The sequence below is a fragment of the Catellatospora sichuanensis genome (assembly GCF_007483665.1).
Lineage (GTDB): Bacteria > Actinomycetota > Actinomycetes > Mycobacteriales > Micromonosporaceae > Catellatospora > Catellatospora sichuanensis.
Genome location: NZ_ML660183.1, coordinates 256,899 through 273,394 on the forward strand (window position 1 = coordinate 256,899; position 16,496 = coordinate 273,394).

At 72.4% G+C, this 16,496-nt stretch carries 15 protein-coding genes; 12 read left to right on the top strand and 3 right to left on the bottom strand.

Translation table 11 applies throughout. The features are described from left to right. The first annotated feature begins 3 nt into the window (after positions 1–3). The 6 genes from FLL47_RS01120 to FLL47_RS01145 all read left to right on the top strand — a co-directional run bounded on the left by FLL47_RS01120 (position 4) and on the right by FLL47_RS01145 (position 6,222). Positions 4–1,080, top strand: a complete 1,077-nt coding sequence (locus FLL47_RS01120) for a sensor histidine kinase (RefSeq protein WP_186315507.1) — start codon at positions 4–6, stop codon at positions 1,078–1,080. Continuing rightward, positions 1,077–1,760 carry a response regulator gene (locus tag FLL47_RS01125; protein WP_144118497.1) on the top strand — a complete coding sequence of 228 codons (684 nt, stop codon included), beginning with the start codon at positions 1,077–1,079 and terminating at the stop codon, positions 1,758–1,760. The genes FLL47_RS01120 and FLL47_RS01125 overlap by 4 nt, the downstream gene beginning before the upstream one ends. Further along, positions 1,757–2,290, top strand: coding sequence for a DUF2269 family protein (locus FLL47_RS01130; RefSeq protein WP_144118498.1), 534 nt, complete (start codon positions 1,757–1,759; stop codon positions 2,288–2,290). The genes FLL47_RS01125 and FLL47_RS01130 overlap by 4 nt, the downstream gene beginning before the upstream one ends. Positions 2,291–2,393: 103 nt before the next feature. Beyond that, a complete protein-coding gene (locus FLL47_RS01135; RefSeq protein WP_144118499.1) occupies positions 2,394–2,840 on the top strand; it encodes a hypothetical protein in 447 nt (148 codons plus the stop codon). Positions 2,841–3,327: 487 nt separating this feature from the next. After that, the gene (locus FLL47_RS01140) at positions 3,328–4,020 is read left to right on the top strand and encodes a hypothetical protein (RefSeq protein ID WP_144118500.1); all 693 of its coding nucleotides are present in this window, start codon (positions 3,328–3,330) and stop codon (positions 4,018–4,020) included. Positions 4,021–4,173: 153 nt separating this feature from the next. Next, a complete protein-coding gene (locus FLL47_RS01145) occupies positions 4,174–6,222 on the top strand; it encodes an Hsp70 family protein (protein ID WP_144118501.1) in 2,049 nt (682 codons plus the stop codon). A 108-nt stretch (positions 6,223–6,330) separates the two neighbouring features. Here the strand turns inward: FLL47_RS01145 and FLL47_RS01150 are convergent, their stop codons facing one another. Next, the gene (locus FLL47_RS01150) at positions 6,331–6,855 is read right to left on the bottom strand and encodes a hypothetical protein (protein WP_144118502.1); all 525 of its coding nucleotides are present in this window, start codon (positions 6,853–6,855) and stop codon (positions 6,331–6,333) included. 97 nt (positions 6,856–6,952) lie between these two features. Further along, complete coding sequence (locus FLL47_RS01155) at positions 6,953–8,071, bottom strand: AI-2E family transporter (protein ID WP_144118503.1); 1,119 nt, start codon at positions 8,069–8,071, stop codon at positions 6,953–6,955. A 92-nt stretch (positions 8,072–8,163) separates the two neighbouring features. Here FLL47_RS01155 and FLL47_RS01160 point away from each other — a divergent pair, with 92 nt between their 5' ends. The 4 genes from FLL47_RS01160 (at position 8,164) to FLL47_RS01175 (ending at position 14,352) form a co-directional block, all read left to right on the top strand. Continuing rightward, positions 8,164–9,501, top strand: a complete 1,338-nt coding sequence (locus FLL47_RS01160) for an efflux RND transporter periplasmic adaptor subunit (RefSeq protein WP_246157420.1) — start codon at positions 8,164–8,166, stop codon at positions 9,499–9,501. After that, positions 9,498–10,229: an ABC transporter ATP-binding protein gene (locus FLL47_RS01165; RefSeq protein ID WP_144118504.1), complete on the top strand. Its 732-nt coding sequence runs from the start codon at positions 9,498–9,500 to the stop codon at positions 10,227–10,229. Before FLL47_RS01160 ends, FLL47_RS01165 begins: the two co-directional genes overlap by 4 nt. Beyond that, the gene (locus FLL47_RS01170; protein WP_144118505.1) at positions 10,226–11,410 is read left to right on the top strand and encodes an ABC transporter permease; all 1,185 of its coding nucleotides are present in this window, start codon (positions 10,226–10,228) and stop codon (positions 11,408–11,410) included. Before FLL47_RS01165 ends, FLL47_RS01170 begins: the two co-directional genes overlap by 4 nt. Before the next feature lie 71 nt (positions 11,411–11,481). Next, positions 11,482–14,352, top strand: coding sequence for an AfsR/SARP family transcriptional regulator (locus FLL47_RS01175; protein WP_186315508.1), 2,871 nt, complete (start codon positions 11,482–11,484; stop codon positions 14,350–14,352). 156 nt (positions 14,353–14,508) lie between these two features. On the opposite strand, the gene FLL47_RS01180 is transcribed toward FLL47_RS01175, so the two are convergent. Continuing rightward, a complete protein-coding gene (locus FLL47_RS01180) occupies positions 14,509–14,994 on the bottom strand; it encodes an NUDIX hydrolase (protein ID WP_144118507.1) in 486 nt (161 codons plus the stop codon). Positions 14,995–15,134: 140 nt separating this feature from the next. Here FLL47_RS01180 and FLL47_RS01185 point away from each other — a divergent pair, with 140 nt between their 5' ends. Further along, entirely contained in the window at positions 15,135–15,548 is a 414-nt protein-coding gene (locus FLL47_RS01185; protein ID WP_144118508.1) for a heavy metal-binding domain-containing protein, read from the top strand. A 76-nt stretch (positions 15,549–15,624) separates the two neighbouring features. Then, positions 15,625–16,464: a SigB/SigF/SigG family RNA polymerase sigma factor gene (locus FLL47_RS01190; protein WP_144118509.1), complete on the top strand. Its 840-nt coding sequence runs from the start codon at positions 15,625–15,627 to the stop codon at positions 16,462–16,464. Positions 16,465–16,496 lie beyond the last annotated feature (32 nt).

A 16,496-nucleotide genomic window follows, 5' to 3' on the forward strand; every position in this document is an offset into this window, starting at 1 on the left:
CCCGTGGCCATCGCCCTGATCCAGATGGTCGGGGTGACCTTCGCCGCGACGGTTGCCGGCAGCCACAACGGCGTCGCCGCGCCCCGGCCGCTCGACTGGTTCGGCTACGCCCTGCTGGCCGGGTCCGCCGCCGCGATGTGGTTGGCCCGCGTGCACGTATACGCCGCCCTCGGCGCGGTCACCGCGCTCTCCCTGACCTACGTGGCGCTGGGCTACCCGTGGGGCCCGTTCTTCCTCGGCTTCCTGTTCACGCTGATCGCGGCCGTGGTGCTCGGCCACCGGACCGCGGCCTGGATCACCGCGGGGCTCGGATACGCCCTGTTCGTGCTCGTCGGCTGGCGCCTGCGCGACCAGGCACTACTGTCCTGGCACTGGGTCGTGGTCGCCGCTGTGCTCGTCGGGGTGCTGCTCATCGCACAGGTGATCCGCAGCAACCGGGACCGGATGCTGGAGATGCGCCGCCGCCGCGTCGGCGACGAGCGGCTGCGCATGGCCCGCGAGGTGCACGACGTCGTCGCCCACCACATCTCCCTGATCAACGTGCAGGCCGGAGTGGCGCTGCACCTGCTCGACGACGACCCGGAGCAGGCCCGCACCGCGCTCGCCGCGATCAAGACGGCCAGCCGGGACACCCTGCGCGAGCTGCGCGCCACCCTCGGCGTGCTGCGCGGCGTCGACGAGCAGGCCCCCCGCAGCCCCGCGCCGAGCATCGACCGGCTCGACGAACTCGTCGAGCGCTTCGCCGGGGCCGGGCTGCGGGTCGACGTCCGGGTCACCGGAACGCCGCGCGAGCTCCCCACGCCGGTCGACCTGGCCGCGTACCGGATCGTGCAGGAGTCGCTGACCAACGTGCACCGCCACGCCGGCGTCGACAGCGCCCAGGTGACGATCGGATACGACACCGACGAGCTGGTCGTCGACATCACCGACCGGGGACGCGGCGGCGACACCGCCGACGGCAACGGCCTGTCCGGGATCCGCGAACGGGTCGCCTCGCTGGGCGGTACGGTCGCGATCGGCCCGCGCGCCGAGGGCGGGTTCACCGTCTGCGCGGTCCTGCCCGCCGGGAGCGAATCATGATCACGGTATTGCTGGTGGACGATCAGGCGCTGGTCCGCGCCGGGTTCCGGGCCCTGCTGTCCGCGCAGGACGACATCACCGTGGTCGGCGAGGCCGCCGACGGCGAGGACGGCGTACGCCAGACCGCCGCGCTGCGCCCCGACGTCGTGCTCATGGACATCCGCATGCCGCGCCTGGACGGCATCGAAGCCACCCGGCGCATCGCCGCCGACCCGGCGCTGGCCGAGGTGAAGGTCGTCATCCTGACCACGTTCGACCTCGACGAGTACGTGTTCGACGCGCTGCGCGACGGGGCCAGCGGCTTCCTGGTCAAGGACACCGAACCCGCCGACCTGATCCAGGCGGTGCGGGTCGTCGCCCGCGGCGACGCGCTGCTGTCCCCCGGTGTCACCCGGCGGCTCATCGCCGAATACGCCCAGCGCTCGCGGCGGCCCAAGGACTCCGGCCGCCTGGCCGCCCTGGACGCGCTCACCGACCGCGAACGCGAGGTGATGGCCCTGGTCGCCGCGGGGCTGTCCAACGACGAGATCGGCGAGCGGCTGTTCGTCAGCCCGGCCACCGCCAAGACCCACGTCAGCCGGGCCATGGTGAAGCTCGGCGCGCGCGACCGCGCCCACCTGGTCGTCGAGGCGTACGAATCGGGCCTGGTCCGGCCCGGCTGGACAGGAGACGACGCATGACCGCCACCGACACTCCCGTCCGGCGCACGCCGCGCACCCGGCCCGGACCGCCGCGGCTGCCCCGCAACGCCCGCCGCTTCCTGCTCACCGTGCACGTCGTCACCTCCGTCGGCTGGCTCGGCGTCGCCTACGCGCTGCTCGTCATGGCGCTGACCGCGCAGGCCTCCGCCGACCCGGGCACCCGCGAGGCGACGTACGCCCTGATGCTGTCCTTCGACACCGCCGCGATGCTGCCGCTCGGCCTGGCCGCCCTGGTCACCGGTGTGATCCTGGGCCTGGGCAGCCACTGGGGCGTGATCCGCCACTGGTGGGTCGCCGTCAAACTCGTACTCAACGTCGCCGTGCTCGTCGTCCCGATGCTGACCCGCCACCCCGCCCTGGTGGACGCCGTCGACACCGCCCGCGCCGGCCTGCTCACCGACCCGGCCCAGCAGGTCCTCGACGGCTCCATCGCCTCGGTCATCGTGCTGACGGTCGCCACCGTCCTGTCCGTCTACAAACCCTGGGGCAAAACCGGCGCCCCGATCTGACCGACTTCCGTCAATGCGTCCGGAGACATTCAGAGGATAGTGATGCGTACGGGTTGCATCATTCTGATCCGTCCAGGCACTTTGCCCCGGAAAGGTGCAGATCATGAAGCGTACCGTCAATGCACTGCTCACCGCAGGGGTGGTGCTGGCCTCCGTCCTGCTACCCACGGCGGCGACAGCGGCCGGGCCACACACCTCCAGCGCCGCGCACCATTGCGGATCGCTGCGGCCCGACACCGACTTCTACGCCGCCGGCCGGGTGGCGACCGTGCTCCTGACCGTGCCGAACAACCCGTCCTGCCAGACCATCAGTGTCTCGCACCTCAAGGACCCGACCGTCCCGTCGGACCGGTGTCAGGTCTTCCTCGTCATCTTCTACCCCGCGGACGGCAGTGAGCCCACCGCCACCGAGCCGGTGAACGCATGTTTCCACGGACCCCGCTCCCGCCCGGTGGTCCTGGCCACCGCAGTACCGGACGGGACGCAATACCGGGTGCTGTACCAGATCGACTACCTGATCCAGCACCTCACGTTCAAGGTCTGGCACTGACCGACCGGGGTGGCCCGGCGCCGCCCGCTCGCTCCTGAACCACGATGCCGACCGGCATGCCGCCGGTCGGCATCACTTTCCGGATCTGTCAGGCCACGTCAGAGGGTCGGGAAGTTCATCCGGTCTGACGGCCGAGATCTCGGCGGTGCATGTCATCCACGGCATGCCCGCCGCGGTGGGGACCACTCATCGCAACGGCCTACGCTCACCGGCATGGCTCCGGAACTCGCCGCAGCCGTGGCCGAGCTCTACACGGTGTTCGCCCGCCATCCGCTCGCCCCCGGCGTCGACCTGCGCCTGCGGCGGCCAGGGCCGGACCTGGGACGGACTCCCTTGCGCGAGCTGACCGCGTATCAGCTGGACCCGCACCTGTTCGTGGGCTGGCACGACGACGCCGACTTCAGCCATTTCCTCCCCCGCGTCCTGGAACTCGGAGCAGTGGGAAACGGCAGGAGTGTGCGCTGCCGTTTCGCCTACGATCGCCGCCATGCATCCCGATCTGCAGGCGGCCGTCGCGGAGCTCTACGCCGTGTACGCGCGGCACCCACGGGCCGAGCGGATCGGCTACTGCGGCCACTGCGTCGACGACGCGGAGGCCCTGGTCCTGCAACGGGTGCCACTGCGCCGGCTCACCGCGGCCGACCTGGCGCGCTTCACCTTCAAGCTGATGTCCACCTGGGGCGACGAGGCCGATCTCCGGCACTTCCTGCCGCGCATTTTGGAGCTGTTCGCCACCGGTGAACAGCGCGACGGCCACCTGCTGACCAAGACGCTGAGCAACGTCCGCTACCACGGAGCTGCCTGGGGCCCGGAAGAGCTGGCGGCCCTCGAAGGCTACCTAATGGCGCTGATGCGGCAGATACTCACCGATCGCGGCTCTCACCTCCAGGTCACCGCACTGCTGGAGGGCGCCGCCGAGAACGGGCATACCGTCGAGCCGTATCTGGCGGTCTGGGCACAGGAGCCCGGCGAGACCGCGACCGTGCAGCTGACCACCCTCATCGACGACTTCGGCTGGACCTACTCCCGCGACGACCGCTACCACCGGGAGGTCCGGGCCTGGCTGCGCACCGGCATTCCCCAGAGCAGGCTGGAGGCGGCGTTCCTGGCGACGGACGACCCGGAGGCGGCGAGCTCGTTCGGCCAGGCACTGGAGCAACTCGAATTCCTGACCGTCTGAGCCACACCGAGCACGCCTGGCGCACAAATCGTCGACGCCGACACGCGAACGGTTAACCCGCCTGCAACAGCCGGTCGTTAGCATCGGCGATCATCAACACGGCAGACGACGGCGTCACTTCGGGTCGCTTCAAGCAAACTCGGGAGTTCCGCTATGGTTCAGCACCTCCTGGTGGTCGACTTCGGCACGTACCAGACCACGGCGGCGCTCGTCGCCGGGGCGCAGGTCCACCCCGTCCCCTGCCCGGTGACCGGCGCGTTCAGCTGGCCGTCGGCGGTCTGCCTGGACGGGAACGACCTGCTGGTGGGCACGGCCGCGGTGCGCAGGCGCGAGGCTCTTCCCCGCTGGTTCGCCACCGGGCCGCGGCAGTCGCTGGACAGCGGCGAGCCGGTCCGGCTGGGCGACCGGCAGGCCTCCGGCCAGGAGGTGCTGGCCGTGTTCCTGCGTACGCTGCGCCAGGAGGCCGAGCACCGCTTCGGTGTCACCGTCGACCGGCTCGCGATGACCGTGCCGGCCGCCTACGCCCCGCACGACGAGCGCCGCGACGCGCTCATCGCGCTGGCCGCCGACGCCGGTTTCCCCGACGTGGAGCTGGTCCCGGACGCCACCGCGGCGGTCATGGACCCGCACACCCACGGCGACCAGCCGGACGGCGCGCTGGTGCTGGTCTGCGACCTGGGCGCGTCGTGGACGGTGTCGCTGGCCCGGATGCACGCCGAGCGCCCGCAGGTGCTGGCGCACGAGACCTCGGGCAGCGGCCAGGACTTCGACCTGCTGCTCGTCAACGACCTGCGGGCGGTGCTGCACGACTGGCTGACCCCGGCGCTGCAGTCCGGCGGCGACACCGGGCTGCACGCCCGCTACGCGGCGAGCGAGTTCGTACGCTCGGTCAAGCACCGGCTGGCCGACACCGACGAGGTCGTTGACCGGATTACGCCGCACGCCCCGCCGTACCGGCTGAACCGGGGCGGGCTGGACCGGCTGGCCGAGCCCGCGCTGCGGTGGCTCGCCGCGAGCTGCCGTGCGGTCGTCGCCCGAGCGGGCTTCGGCCTCACCGACGTGGGCGGCGTGCTGCTGGTCGGCGGCGCGTCACGGCTGCCCGCGGCCCGCGCGGTGCTGCACGCCGAGCTGGGCCGCCCGGTGCGGCACCCGACGGAGCCGGAGTACGCGGTGATCCGCGGGGCGGCGCGCTGGGCCGGGCGGGTCGCCGCGCGGCGGGTGCCGGCCAACACCGCGTCGTGGCGGATGGAGCCGCTGAGCTGGGACCTGCCCGACGGCCGGGCCCGCCTGGTGCGCTGGCTGATCGGCCAGGGCGAGCAGTACGGCCCCGGGGCGGCGCTGGCGCAGGTCCGCACCGACGACGACCGGGTGTACGAGCTGACCGCGCAGCGCGAAGGCATCCTCATGGAGCACCGGGTCGCCGCCGGGGCGTTGCTGACCTCGGACTCCGTCGCGGCGGTGGCGCGTTCGGTGAAGCTGCTCAGCGGCGACCGGGCCGCCAAGCGGCACCAGCTGCGGGTGGCCGGGGACTGGCTGCTCACCCCCGACCACGAGCTGCTGGTGGAGTGCGAACGCTCGGGGGCGTACGTGCGGATGCGGTCCATCGCCAACGGCGCGGTCGTCAACGAGGTGCGCCCGAAGCAGCGCGTCGGCGACGGCAGCGGCAAGGTTTTCGTCGGGCCCGGCGGCCGGCTGGCGCTGGTCGCCTGGAACACCGACGGGCAGTTCACCGTGTGGGACATCGCCAGCGGGCACCTGACCAGCAGCTTCAAGGCGGCTTCGAACAACAGGCCGGTGAAGGTCCTGGTGCACGAGGGCCAGTGGCGGCTGATCGCCGAGGCGGACCGCAAGGTCCACGTCGGACGGTACGTGCGCGACGTGGCGACGATGTGGGACCTGGGCACCGGCACGGTCGTCGAGGAGATGGTCGGCGAGGACCTGCACCGCCGTTACGACGGTTACACCGAGCACAGCCCGCACGACGGCTTCGCGCCGCAGTGCGACAGCCCCGACGGGCGGCTGCGCGCCGGGACCGCGGGCAACGCGGTGTGGCTGCACGAGTCCGGCACCGACGAGGAGGTGTTCCGCACCGACATCGCCGCCGCGCGCTCCGTACGCACCGCCTTCAGCGCCGACGGCCACCACCTGCTCGCCCGCTGGACCACCGCCGACACCACCTGCGTAGACGTCTGGCAGGTCTGACGCCGCGCACCCCACCCCTGGGCAACTCTTTAAGACTTGCGCCCTCGGCGGGCTGCCAAGGACGCAAGTCTTTAAGAGTTGCGCCAGGTCGGTGCGTCAGGTCGGGGGTCAGCAGGAGGTGACGGGGCGGAGGTTGGCGACGGTGGTGAGGTGGACCTCCAGGGTCTCGCCTGTGGTGGTGTTGAGCCACATGGCGCCCGCTGGGGCGCCCTCGGCGACCTGGCCACAGGCCTTGCTGCCGTTGCCGAGGCTGACCTCGACGGACGGGGCCTGGTCGGTGGGCCACCAGGCGGACAGGCCCGCGAACGCCATCAGCGCCACCGCGACGATGGTGGTGCGGATGCCGGAGCGCAGTCGGCCGCTCATCTCGGCGGGGTCGGCGGGCGCGGCGGGGTCGCCGGTCGGCCAGGCCACCTGGCCGACCATGACGATCGACCACAGCGCCATGACGAACGCGCCGACAGAGCCGCCGGTGGCCAGCCACTGCAGCCAGGCGGGGCCGGGTGCTTCCGCGCCCATCTTCAGCACGCCGCAGAAGCCGATGAAACCGAGCACGCCGAGTTGTATGCCGTGCCAGCCGCGCGCCGAGTCGATCAGCTTGGCCAGCGGGTCGGCACTGTCGACTGTGGACACGGCGGAGAGGGAGGTGCCGTCGGGTTGCATGCCGACAGTCATACCGCATGCGTGCGCGCGGTGGTGTGTCGGCCTTCTGTCGGCTTCTCCCCTGCCGTCAGATGCGGTCCAGGTGCGGCATCGCGATCTTCCGCATGGTCAGCTGCACCCCGGCGACCACCGGGATCGCGATCAGCGCGCCGAGCGCGCCCAGCAGCACCGCGCCGATCAGCGCGGACAGGATCACGGCCAGGTCGGAGACGTCGACCGAGCGCCGCAGCACCCGCGGCGCGATGACCCAGTTCTCCAGCTGCTGGTAAACGATGAAGAAGACGACGCAGGCGATGCCGGCCGTCGGCGAGTGCGCGAACCCGGCGATGACCACCACGATCGCGCCGAGCGTCGCGCCGATCTGCGGGATCAGGTCGCACACCGCGACGACCATGGCCAGCGCGAACGCGTACGACACCCCGACGATCAGCAGGAACACGAACGTGCTCACCCCGGCGACGAACGCGATGGCCAGCGAGCCGAGCAGATAAGCGCCGATCTTCTCGAAGATCTCGTCGCCGATCTCGCGGGCGGTGTCCCGGCGCGAGGCCGGGAACAGCTTGTAGAAGCCCTCCTTGAGCCGGGTCCACGCGGCCAGGAAGTAGATGGTGAGCACGAACACGGTGAGCACGTTGAAGATGGCGCCGAAGACGGCACGCACCCCGCCCAGCGCGCCACCCAGCGCCTTGGTGATGTTCTCGCTGGTGACGGCCTCTTTGAGCCGGTCGATCAGGTGGTAGCGCTCGCTGAACTCGGCGACCTGCGGATTGCGGTTGATGTCGTCGAGGTAGGCGGGCAGGTTCGCGACCAGGTCGCCGGTCTGCGTGATCAGCGGCGGGGCCAGCGCGCCGAGGCCGCCGCAGCCCACCAGCACCACGCCGAGCGCGACCACGGCGACCGCGAGGCCGCGCGGCAGCCCGCGCCGCTGCAGCCAGGCCACCGCCGGGTGCAGGCCGATCGCCAGGAACAGCGCCGCGAGCATCAGCAGCAGGACCGACAGCGTCTCGCGCACCGCCCAGGTGAGGATGATGGCGCACATCAGGCCCAGCCCGCCGAGGAAACCGACGACGAACACGTGCCGGTTGCGGCGGGCGGCCTGCGCGTCCGGCGTGTTCGGGTCGACGTCGGGCCGTCGCTGCGCCGGTGCCTGCTTCGCCGTGTCCTGCGCCGTTTCCTGCTCGCTCATCGCGCACCTCCGGGGAGAGCCTGCCACATCGGGTGTCGTCACGGCAGCTCCCGGATGGCCACGGGTTGACCATCCTGGATAGGCTCGCGCAGGTGCGCACCCCCCTTCGTTGCACCGCACGACCCGCGCTCGCCCTCGGCACGGTGCTCCTGCTGACCTCGCTGACCGCGGCGTCCTGTGAGGACACCGCCGACGTGACCGTGGCCGAGGTCGGCCGGTCCACCGTCAGCGAGGTCGTCGACGCCCCCGCCTCGGTCACCGCGCGCGCCGCCGCGACCGTGACCGCGCCCGCCGAGGGCACCCTGGCCAGGCTCGCCGTGACGCCGGGCCAGCAGGTCGCCAAGGGCCAGCTGCTGGCCGTGATCGACTCCCCCGCCACGCGCACCCGGCTGCGCCAGGCCAAGCAGGCCCTGGACGCCTCGAAGCGCTCCGGCGGCGGCACGGTGCGGGTCGACCTGTCCGCCGCCCGGCGCAAGCTGGACAAATCGGCCCGCGAGGCGTTCGACCATGCCCGTGACGCCGCCGAGCAGGTCGCCGACCCGTCGACCAGGGACGCGCTGCTCACGCACGTCACCGCCGCCGAGGCCGGCTACCGGCAGGCGTCGGCCGGTGTGGCCGCGGCCGCCGACGCGGTACAGCGCGGTGTGGCGAGCCTCGGTTCGGCCATGCAGGCGCTGGGGTCGGCGCAGCGGCTGCAGGCCCAGCAGGCGTACGACCTGGCGAAGGCGAGCGTGGACGCGCTGACCCTGCGCGCCCCCATCGCCGGTGTGGTGCAACTGGGCGGCACCTCGTCCGCCGCGGCCGGCCCGGACCTGAGCAGCCTGCTCGGCGGCATGACCACGGGTATGCCCACCGGGGTGGCCGGGCCCGTCGCGGCACCCGCCGGGGTGGCCTCGGCGCCGGCCGTCGGCGCTCCGGTCAGCGCCGGTACCGCGATCGTCACCGTGATCGACACGAGCGTGCTCGGCATCGTCGCCGACGTCGACGAGACCGACATCCTGCTGGTGCGCACCGGGATCACCGCCGAGGTGGAGCTGGACGCCGCGCCCGGCGTGCAGTATCCGGCCCGGGTCGGCGCGGTCGACGTGCTGCCGACCCCGAACAGCCGCGGCGCGGTGGCATACCGGGTGCACCTGACGCTGCAGACCCCGGCGGACGCGCCGACGCCGCGGCCCGGCATGAGCGCGGTCGCCCGGCTGAAGGTGCGCGAGGAGGCCGGAGTCATCGCGGTGCCCGCCGCGGCCGTGTTCACCGGCGACGGCCGCGACAGCGTCTGGGTGCGCGGCCCGGACGGCAAGGCCCAGCGGCGCACCGTCGTCGTCGGCGCGTCCGGGATGGACACCCTGCAGATCACCGACGGGCTGCGCGAGGGCGAGCGGATCGTGGTGCGCGGCGTGGACCGGGTCACCGAGGGAGCCCAGCTGCCATGACCCAGCACGCCGCGATCGAGGCGATCGACGTGGCGCGCACGTACGCCCTGGACGGGGTGAGCGTGCCGGCGCTGCGCGGGGTGACGCTCACCATCGCCCACGGCGAGCACGTGGCCGTCGTCGGGCCGTCGGGCTCGGGCAAGTCCACGCTGATGCACCTGCTCGGCGGCCTGGACCAGCCGACGTCAGGCCGGCTGCGCATCGGCGGGCGCGACGTCGCCGGGCTGACCGCGGCGGAGATGGCGCACCTGCGCAACGCCACCATCGGTTTCGTCTTCCAGTCGTTCCACCTGCTGTCGCGCACCAGCGCGCTGGACAACGTGGCACTGCCGCTGGTCTACCGCGGGCTGGGCGCGCGCGAGCGCCGCGAACAGGCCGCGCGGATGCTCGAACGGGTCGGGCTGTCGCACCGCATCGGGCACCGGCCCAACCAGCTCTCCGGCGGCGAGCAGCAGCGCGTGGCGATCGCGCGGGCGCTGGTCACCGAACCGGCGGTGCTGCTGGCCGACGAACCGACCGGCAACCTCGACCAGGCCACCGGCGCGGCGGTGCTGGAACTGCTGGAACAGCTCAACACGGCCGAGGGCGTCGCGGTGGTGCTGGTGACGCACGACCGGGAGGTCGCCGCGCGGGCCCGCCGCCAGATCACCATGCGCGACGGCCGCGTCGTCTCCGACACCGCCGACGATGCGGAGACCGCCTCCGACGCCGGGGAGGTGCCGCGATGAGGCTGGCCGAGGCGTGGCGGGTGGCACTGGACGCGCTGCGGGCCAACCGGCTGCGCAGCGGACTCACCATGCTGGGCATGGTGATCGGCGTCGGCGCGGTGGTGATCCTGGTAGCGCTGGGCACCGGCACCAAGAACGAGGTGCAGGCCCAGGTCGAAGGGCTGGGCTCGAACCTGCTGCTGGTGGTCCCGGGCCAGGTCAGCCTCAACGCCGCGCCCGCGGTGTCCCGGCTGGACCAGTCCGATCTGGATGCGGTGATCCGCATCGCCGGGGACCGCGACCGGGTCGCCGTGTCGCTGACCTCGGGCGAGAACGTGCGCGCGGGCAAGGAGCAGGTGTTCACCAGCCTGCTCGGCGTGCTGGAGACGACGCCGAAGGTGTTCCTGCGCGACGTACGCGCCGGGGCGTACCTGACCCGCACCGACGTGGAGACCGGACGCCGGGTCGCGGTGCTCGGCAGTTCCGTCGCCAAAACCCTGTTCGGCGAACGCGACCCGGTCGGGCAGCAGGTCACCATCGCCGGGGTCCGGTTCCGGGTGATCGGGGTGTTCGCGCCGCTGGGGCAGAGCCTGGGCGTGGACCGCGACAACGAGGTGCACATCCCGCTGTCCACGGCGCAGCGGCTGCTCGCGACGAAGCGGGTGGACGCGTTCGCCGTCAAGGCGCCCGACGCCGAGACCATCGACCGGTTGGGCCGCGACATCGTCGCCGAACTGCACCGCCGCCACCCCGACGAGGAGTTCAGCGCCGTCACGCAGGAGCAGATCCTCGGCGTGCTCGGCGACATCCTGGGCGTGCTGACCGCCGTGCTGGCCGCGATCGCGGGCATCTCGTTGCTGGTCGGCGGGGTCGGCGTGTCCAACATCATGCTGGTCTCGGTGCGCGAACGCACCCGCGAGATCGGGCTGCGCATGGCGCTGGGCGCACGGCCGCGCGACATCGGCCTGCAGTTCCTGCTGGAGGCGGTGCTGCTGACGACTATCGGCGGCCTGCTCGGCATCGCCTTCGGCGTCGGCGCGTCGCTGGCCACAGCCGCGCTGAGCCCGGTGCCCGCCGCGTTGACCTGGTGGTCGATCGCACTGGCGTTCGGCGTCAGCTGCGCCGTGGGCATCGTCTTCGGCGTGGTGCCGGCGCAGCGGGCCGGGCGGCTCGACCCGGTCGTCGCGCTGCGTTCCGAGTGACGGAACGCAAGTGAACCTCCGGCATGGAGGTTCGTAATCTGTACACCTGCAAGCGTCCACAGGGAGGCAAGGTGTCGATCTTGTTCCGGCTGCTGGGGCCGGTAGCCCTCGGCCGGAGCGGGAACCCCGGCGGCATCACCGTGCCCAAGGTCCGGTGCATGCTGGCCGTGCTGCTGCTCGACGCCGACCGGGTGGTCAGCCTGGAGCGGCTCACCGACGAGCTGTGGGGCGACCAGCCGCCCCGCTCGGCCGTGGCCAACCTGCGCTCCTACGCCCTCGCGCTGCGCCGCGCCCTGGCCGCCGCGGGCATCGACCCCGACCGGCTGGCCACCACCCCCGGCGGATACCGGCTGCACGTCACCCACGGCGAGTACGACGTGTCCGTCTGGCAGTCGCTGGCCGGCGAGGGCACCGCGGCACTAGCCGAGGGCCGGGTCCGCGATGCCGTGACGCGCCTGGGTAGGGCGCTGGACTGCTGGACCGGCCCGGCACTGGCCGACGTTCCGGTCGGCCCGGCGCTGGCCGCCCGCGCCACCGCGCTCGACGAGCTGCGCACCGCACACACCGAAGACCTCCTCGAAGCGAGGCTGCTCTCGGGTGAGGGCATCGCACTGGTCACGCCGCTGCGCGAGCACATCGCCGCGTATCCCACCCGCGAACGCGCCTACGGCCAGCTCATGCGGGTGCTGTACACCACCGGCGACGCCGCCGCCGCACTCGACGTCTACCAGCAGGCCCGGCAGGTGCTCGCCGAGGAGCTCGGCCTGGAGCCCGGCGACGGGCTGCGCGAGATCCAGGCCGCGGTGCTGCGCCGCGACCCGGCACTCGCATCGGGTCGCGGCAACGCCGAGGTGCGGCCACGGCAACTGCCCCCGGACGCCACCGACCTGGTCGGACGCGAGCGCGAACTGGTCCGGTTGAGCGAGGTCACCGCCCGGGTACGCAACATCCACGGGCCCGGCGGGGTGGGCAAGTCGGCGCTGGCGATCCGGCTCGCGCATGCCCTCGCCGAGGACTACCCCGACGGGCAGCTGTATCTCGACCTGCAGGGCTCCAATCCCCGGCTCACCCCGCTGGATCCCGGTGACGTGCTGCGCCGGTTCCTGCGCGCACTGGGCACACCCGACGACGACACCCCCGCAGACACCGCCGAAGCAGCCGCGATGTTCCGCACCCAGCTGGCCGGAAGGCGGCTGCTGGTGCTGCTCGACAACGCCGTGGACGCCGCCCAGGTGCGGCAGCTGCTACCCGGCACCCCGCACTGCCTCGTGCTGGTCACCAGCCGCCGCGCGCTGACCTCGCTGGACTCGGCCGCGCTGCTGCCCCTGGACGTGCTCGACGAGGCCGACGCGCTGCGGCTGCTCGGCAGCCGCGCCGACGCACAGGCCGCGCAGCAGCTCGCGGCCCTGTGCGGGCGGCTGCCGCTGGCACTGCGCATCGCCGCGGCTCGGCTCGACGCCCGGCCCGACTGGTCGGCGGCGGACCTGGTCGAGCGGCTGGTCGACGAACGCGGCCGGCTCGACGAGCTGCACACCGACGACATGGCCGTACGCTCCTGCTTCCAGGCCAGCTACCGGGCCCTGGATGCGCCGGCCGCCCGCGCCTTCCGCATGGCGGGCCTGGCCCGCGCGCCGCACCTGAGCGTCACCGCGATGGCCGCGCTGCTGGGCCAGACCCGCGCGGTCGCCGCCTCCGCCCTGGATCGGCTCGTCGAGGCGCGGCTCGTGGACATGTCGACCGGCCGCGTCCAGCTGCATGACCTGCTGCGCCTCTACGCGGCCGAGTGCGCGCTGCACGACGATCCGGCGCAGGAGCGGGCCGAGGCGCTGCACCGCCTGTTCGTCTATTACGTGGGCACCGCGCACCGCGCACTTCAGCAGGTCGTCGGGGTCGTCCGACCGGTCGACGCCACCCTGCAGGGACCGGAGGGCACCGAACTCGTGCCGATCCGGACGCTGGCGGACGCAAGCAGCTGGCTCGATGCCGAGCTGCCCGCCGCCACGGCGGTCGCGGCGCAGGCCGGGGAGGCGACCCCGGTGGACCGGCGGTATCCGGCACAGCTGCTGCGCGCGATGAGCAACTATCTGCTGCGCCGCGCACCCGACCAGGTCGACCAGCTGGCCGCGTTGGCCCTGCGGCTGCATGCCCCCGACGACCCGCAGTCGGCGGGCATCGCGCACAACATGCGCGGCCAGGCGTACTACTTCCGTCGCCGCTACGCCGAATCGCGGGCGTCGCTGGAGCAGGCGCTGTCGTTCTGGCGGGCGCGCGACGACCCCGACGGCATCGCGACGGTCACCAACAGCCTGGGCATCCTGGCCAGCCGGATGGGCGAACTGGACGAGGCGCTGCACCACTTCCAGGACAGCCACGACGCGCTCGCCGTCATCGGTGCGACCAAGCTGCGGGCGCTGGTGCTGCTCAACGTCTGCGAGGTACTCACCTCGCAGGAACGGGTCGACGAGGCCATCGCCACGGTGCACCGCAGCCTCCGGCTGGTCCGCCGCGACCGGGGAGCCGCCCACACCATGATGGCGCTGGGCATCCTGGCCCTGCTACATGCCAAGGCCGGCGACCCTCGGCAGGCGCTGAGCTACTGCCGTCGCAGCATGGCGATCGCGGACGCGCAGGGCGACGTGGCGTACTTCGTGGACATGGCCCTGGTCCGCTCGGAGATCCACCTGCACGTTCAGCGGCCCGACCTGGCCGGCGCCGACACGCAGACGGCGCTGCGCCGGGCCCGTGACATCGAGGACTTCGGGCGGCAGGGCGCGGCTCTGTGGCAGATCGCCAAGGTGCGGCAGGCCGCCGGCGACCGTGCGGCGGCGGCGCGGTGCCGGGCCGAGGCGTCCCGGTTGTTCGAGCAGTACGGCAGATCTCAGGAGCAGGTCGTCGAAACGTTCCTCGTCGGTGATGGCCCGGCCCTCCCGCACCCTCCGTAAGCAGCTCGCGCTGCCAGCGTGGGATGGCCGGGCCATCACCGCTTCCCCGCGACCGCACCCCGTCCCGGCCGCGGTGACCACACTAGGCAGCGGCGCATACAGCGGTCGATATATTGACCGCGACGATTGTGCGAGATGCAACTTCCGCCGGCGGCGTCAGCGCACGTAGCTCCAGCTCACCATCTGGCCGTCGCGGTAGGGCATGACGCCGTGGAACGGGCGCGGGTCGTCGTCGAAGACCATCGGCAGCCACTCGCGGTCGCTGGCCCACATCGGCACGTCGTACAGGCGCTCGCGGGGCACCCAGCCCAGGGTGCCCTCGTGGTTGCCCTGATGGGGCTCGCCGGTGAACTCGTCGACCCGGAACACGAACCCGAACCAGTCCTCGCCGCGGCGGCCGAAGCCGGGCCAGGAGACCGTGCCGCGCAGCGACAGCCGCTGGGCGATCAGCCCGGACTCCTCCTCGACCTCGCGTTTTACGCCGGTCAGCACGTCCTCGTCGCGCTCGACCCGCCCGCCCAGGCCGATGTGCTTTCCGAAGTGGATGTCGTCGGGCCGCTTGTCGCGGTGCAGCAGCAGCACGCTGCCACCGTCGGGGGACAGCACGTAGGCGAGGGTGGCGATGATCGGAGTCAGCGGCATCAGGCGATGGTCGCACGTGCCCTGGCCCGTGCCCTATCTGCCCCATTAACACAAAAAGGTGGTAAATGAGTACCAAATGATTGGCGTTTCATTCACGATGGACATACCACTCGTATCGGACTTTTCAGGAGGTGGTGTTCATGCGTGACGCCGTCAACCGCGGGGGCGTGCTGGTGGTGACCACCGACCAGCTGCCGGGCCACGTGATCAGGGCAGTCTACGGCGAGGTCCTGGGCCTGTCGGCGCGCACGCTGAGCGCATACAGCGAGGGTTTCAAGTCGCCGATGGACGGCAGCGGGGTGAGCATGGCTGAGCGCATTCACATGCTGACCGAGTGCCGCCTGGAGGCAGTCGACCGGATGGCGCGCGTGGCGCTGCGTCTGGGTGCCAACGCCGTGCTGGCCATGCGGTTCGACCACCGCCCGGTCACCGAGTCGTGGATCGAGATCTGCGCGTACGGCACGGCGGTGCAGGCGGAGGTGGCGAGGTTGCCGCGCCCTAGAAAGCCGGCAACCCCGGCCACCGAAGCTGACATGTCGATAAAATCCGCTTAGTGAGTCTGACTGCTGAGGGCCGGTGACCCGATGCCGCGCAGGGCGGCGCGACCGGCGTGACCGGCGGATGGCGGCGATGAGCACCCATGCGGACGCGTTGAGGATCGATGCCGTGCTGGGCTCCCCGGAGCCGGCCGGTGAGGCGTGGACCGCCGAGCGCGACCGCCGGGTGTCCGTGGCGCTGGCCAGGCTGCACCGCATCCCGCCGGACGACCCCGCGCGGGAGCGGGCCCGGGCCGCCGTCATCCGCGCCGGAATGCCGCTGGCCCGGCGGCTGGCCCGGCGGTTCAGCTTCCGCGGCGAGGACCCCGACGATCTGGTCCAGGTCGCGCTGCTGGGTCTGATCAAATCGGTGGACCGCTACGACAGCAGCCACGGCGTCCGGTTCGAACACTTCGCCGCGCCGACCATGCTCGGCGAGCTGCGTCGGCACTTCCGCGACCGGGGCTGGGCGATGCGGGTGCACCGCCACCTGCAGGAGCTGCACCTGGAGATCAGCCGCGCGGTGCCGCAACTGTGCCAGTCACTGCAGCGCACCCCCGAGATCCGCGACCTGGCCGCGTTCCTGGGCCGGGACGAGGACGACATCCGCGACGGGCTGGAATGCGCGCACGCATACGCCATCGGCTCGCTCAACAGCGTGGTGCGCAGCGGCAGCGGCTTCGCCGAGCTGGGCGAACTGCTCGGCGAGCACGATCGGCGGCTGGAGTCGCTGCCCGACCGCCACGCCATCGGCCGCGCGGTGGCCGGGCTGGCGCCCCGCGACCGGCACATCCTCGCGCTGCGCTTCGCGGCCGACCTGACCCAGGCCGAGATCGCGCAGCGCCTGGGGCTGTCCCAGATGCACGTGTCCCGCCTGCTCACCCGCTGCCTGCAGCACCTGCGCCAGGCCCTGTCCGCCCAGGGCCTGGCATGAGCTGCCGGCGCTCGACTCCGCGAGCGCGCGGT

Coding starts and splice junctions, on each gene's coding strand:
- FLL47_RS01125 (WP_144118497.1), top strand. CDS start 1,077: ATGATCACGGTATTGCTGGTGGACGATCAGGCGCTGGTCCGCGCCGGG.
- FLL47_RS01130 (WP_144118498.1), top strand. CDS start 1,757: ATGACCGCCACCGACACTCCCGTCCGGCGCACGCCGCGCACCCGGCCC.
- FLL47_RS01135 (WP_144118499.1), top strand. CDS start 2,394: ATGAAGCGTACCGTCAATGCACTGCTCACCGCAGGGGTGGTGCTGGCC.
- FLL47_RS01140 (WP_144118500.1), top strand. CDS start 3,328: ATGCATCCCGATCTGCAGGCGGCCGTCGCGGAGCTCTACGCCGTGTAC.
- FLL47_RS01145 (WP_144118501.1), top strand. CDS start 4,174: ATGGTTCAGCACCTCCTGGTGGTCGACTTCGGCACGTACCAGACCACG.
- FLL47_RS01155 (WP_144118503.1), bottom strand. CDS start 8,071: ATGAGCGAGCAGGAAACGGCGCAGGACACGGCGAAGCAGGCACCGGCG.
- FLL47_RS01165 (WP_144118504.1), top strand. CDS start 9,498: ATGACCCAGCACGCCGCGATCGAGGCGATCGACGTGGCGCGCACGTAC.
- FLL47_RS01170 (WP_144118505.1), top strand. CDS start 10,226: ATGAGGCTGGCCGAGGCGTGGCGGGTGGCACTGGACGCGCTGCGGGCC.
- FLL47_RS01180 (WP_144118507.1), bottom strand. CDS start 14,994: ATGCCGCTGACTCCGATCATCGCCACCCTCGCCTACGTGCTGTCCCCC.
- FLL47_RS01185 (WP_144118508.1), top strand. CDS start 15,135: ATGCGTGACGCCGTCAACCGCGGGGGCGTGCTGGTGGTGACCACCGAC.
- FLL47_RS01190 (WP_144118509.1), top strand. CDS start 15,625: ATGAGCACCCATGCGGACGCGTTGAGGATCGATGCCGTGCTGGGCTCC.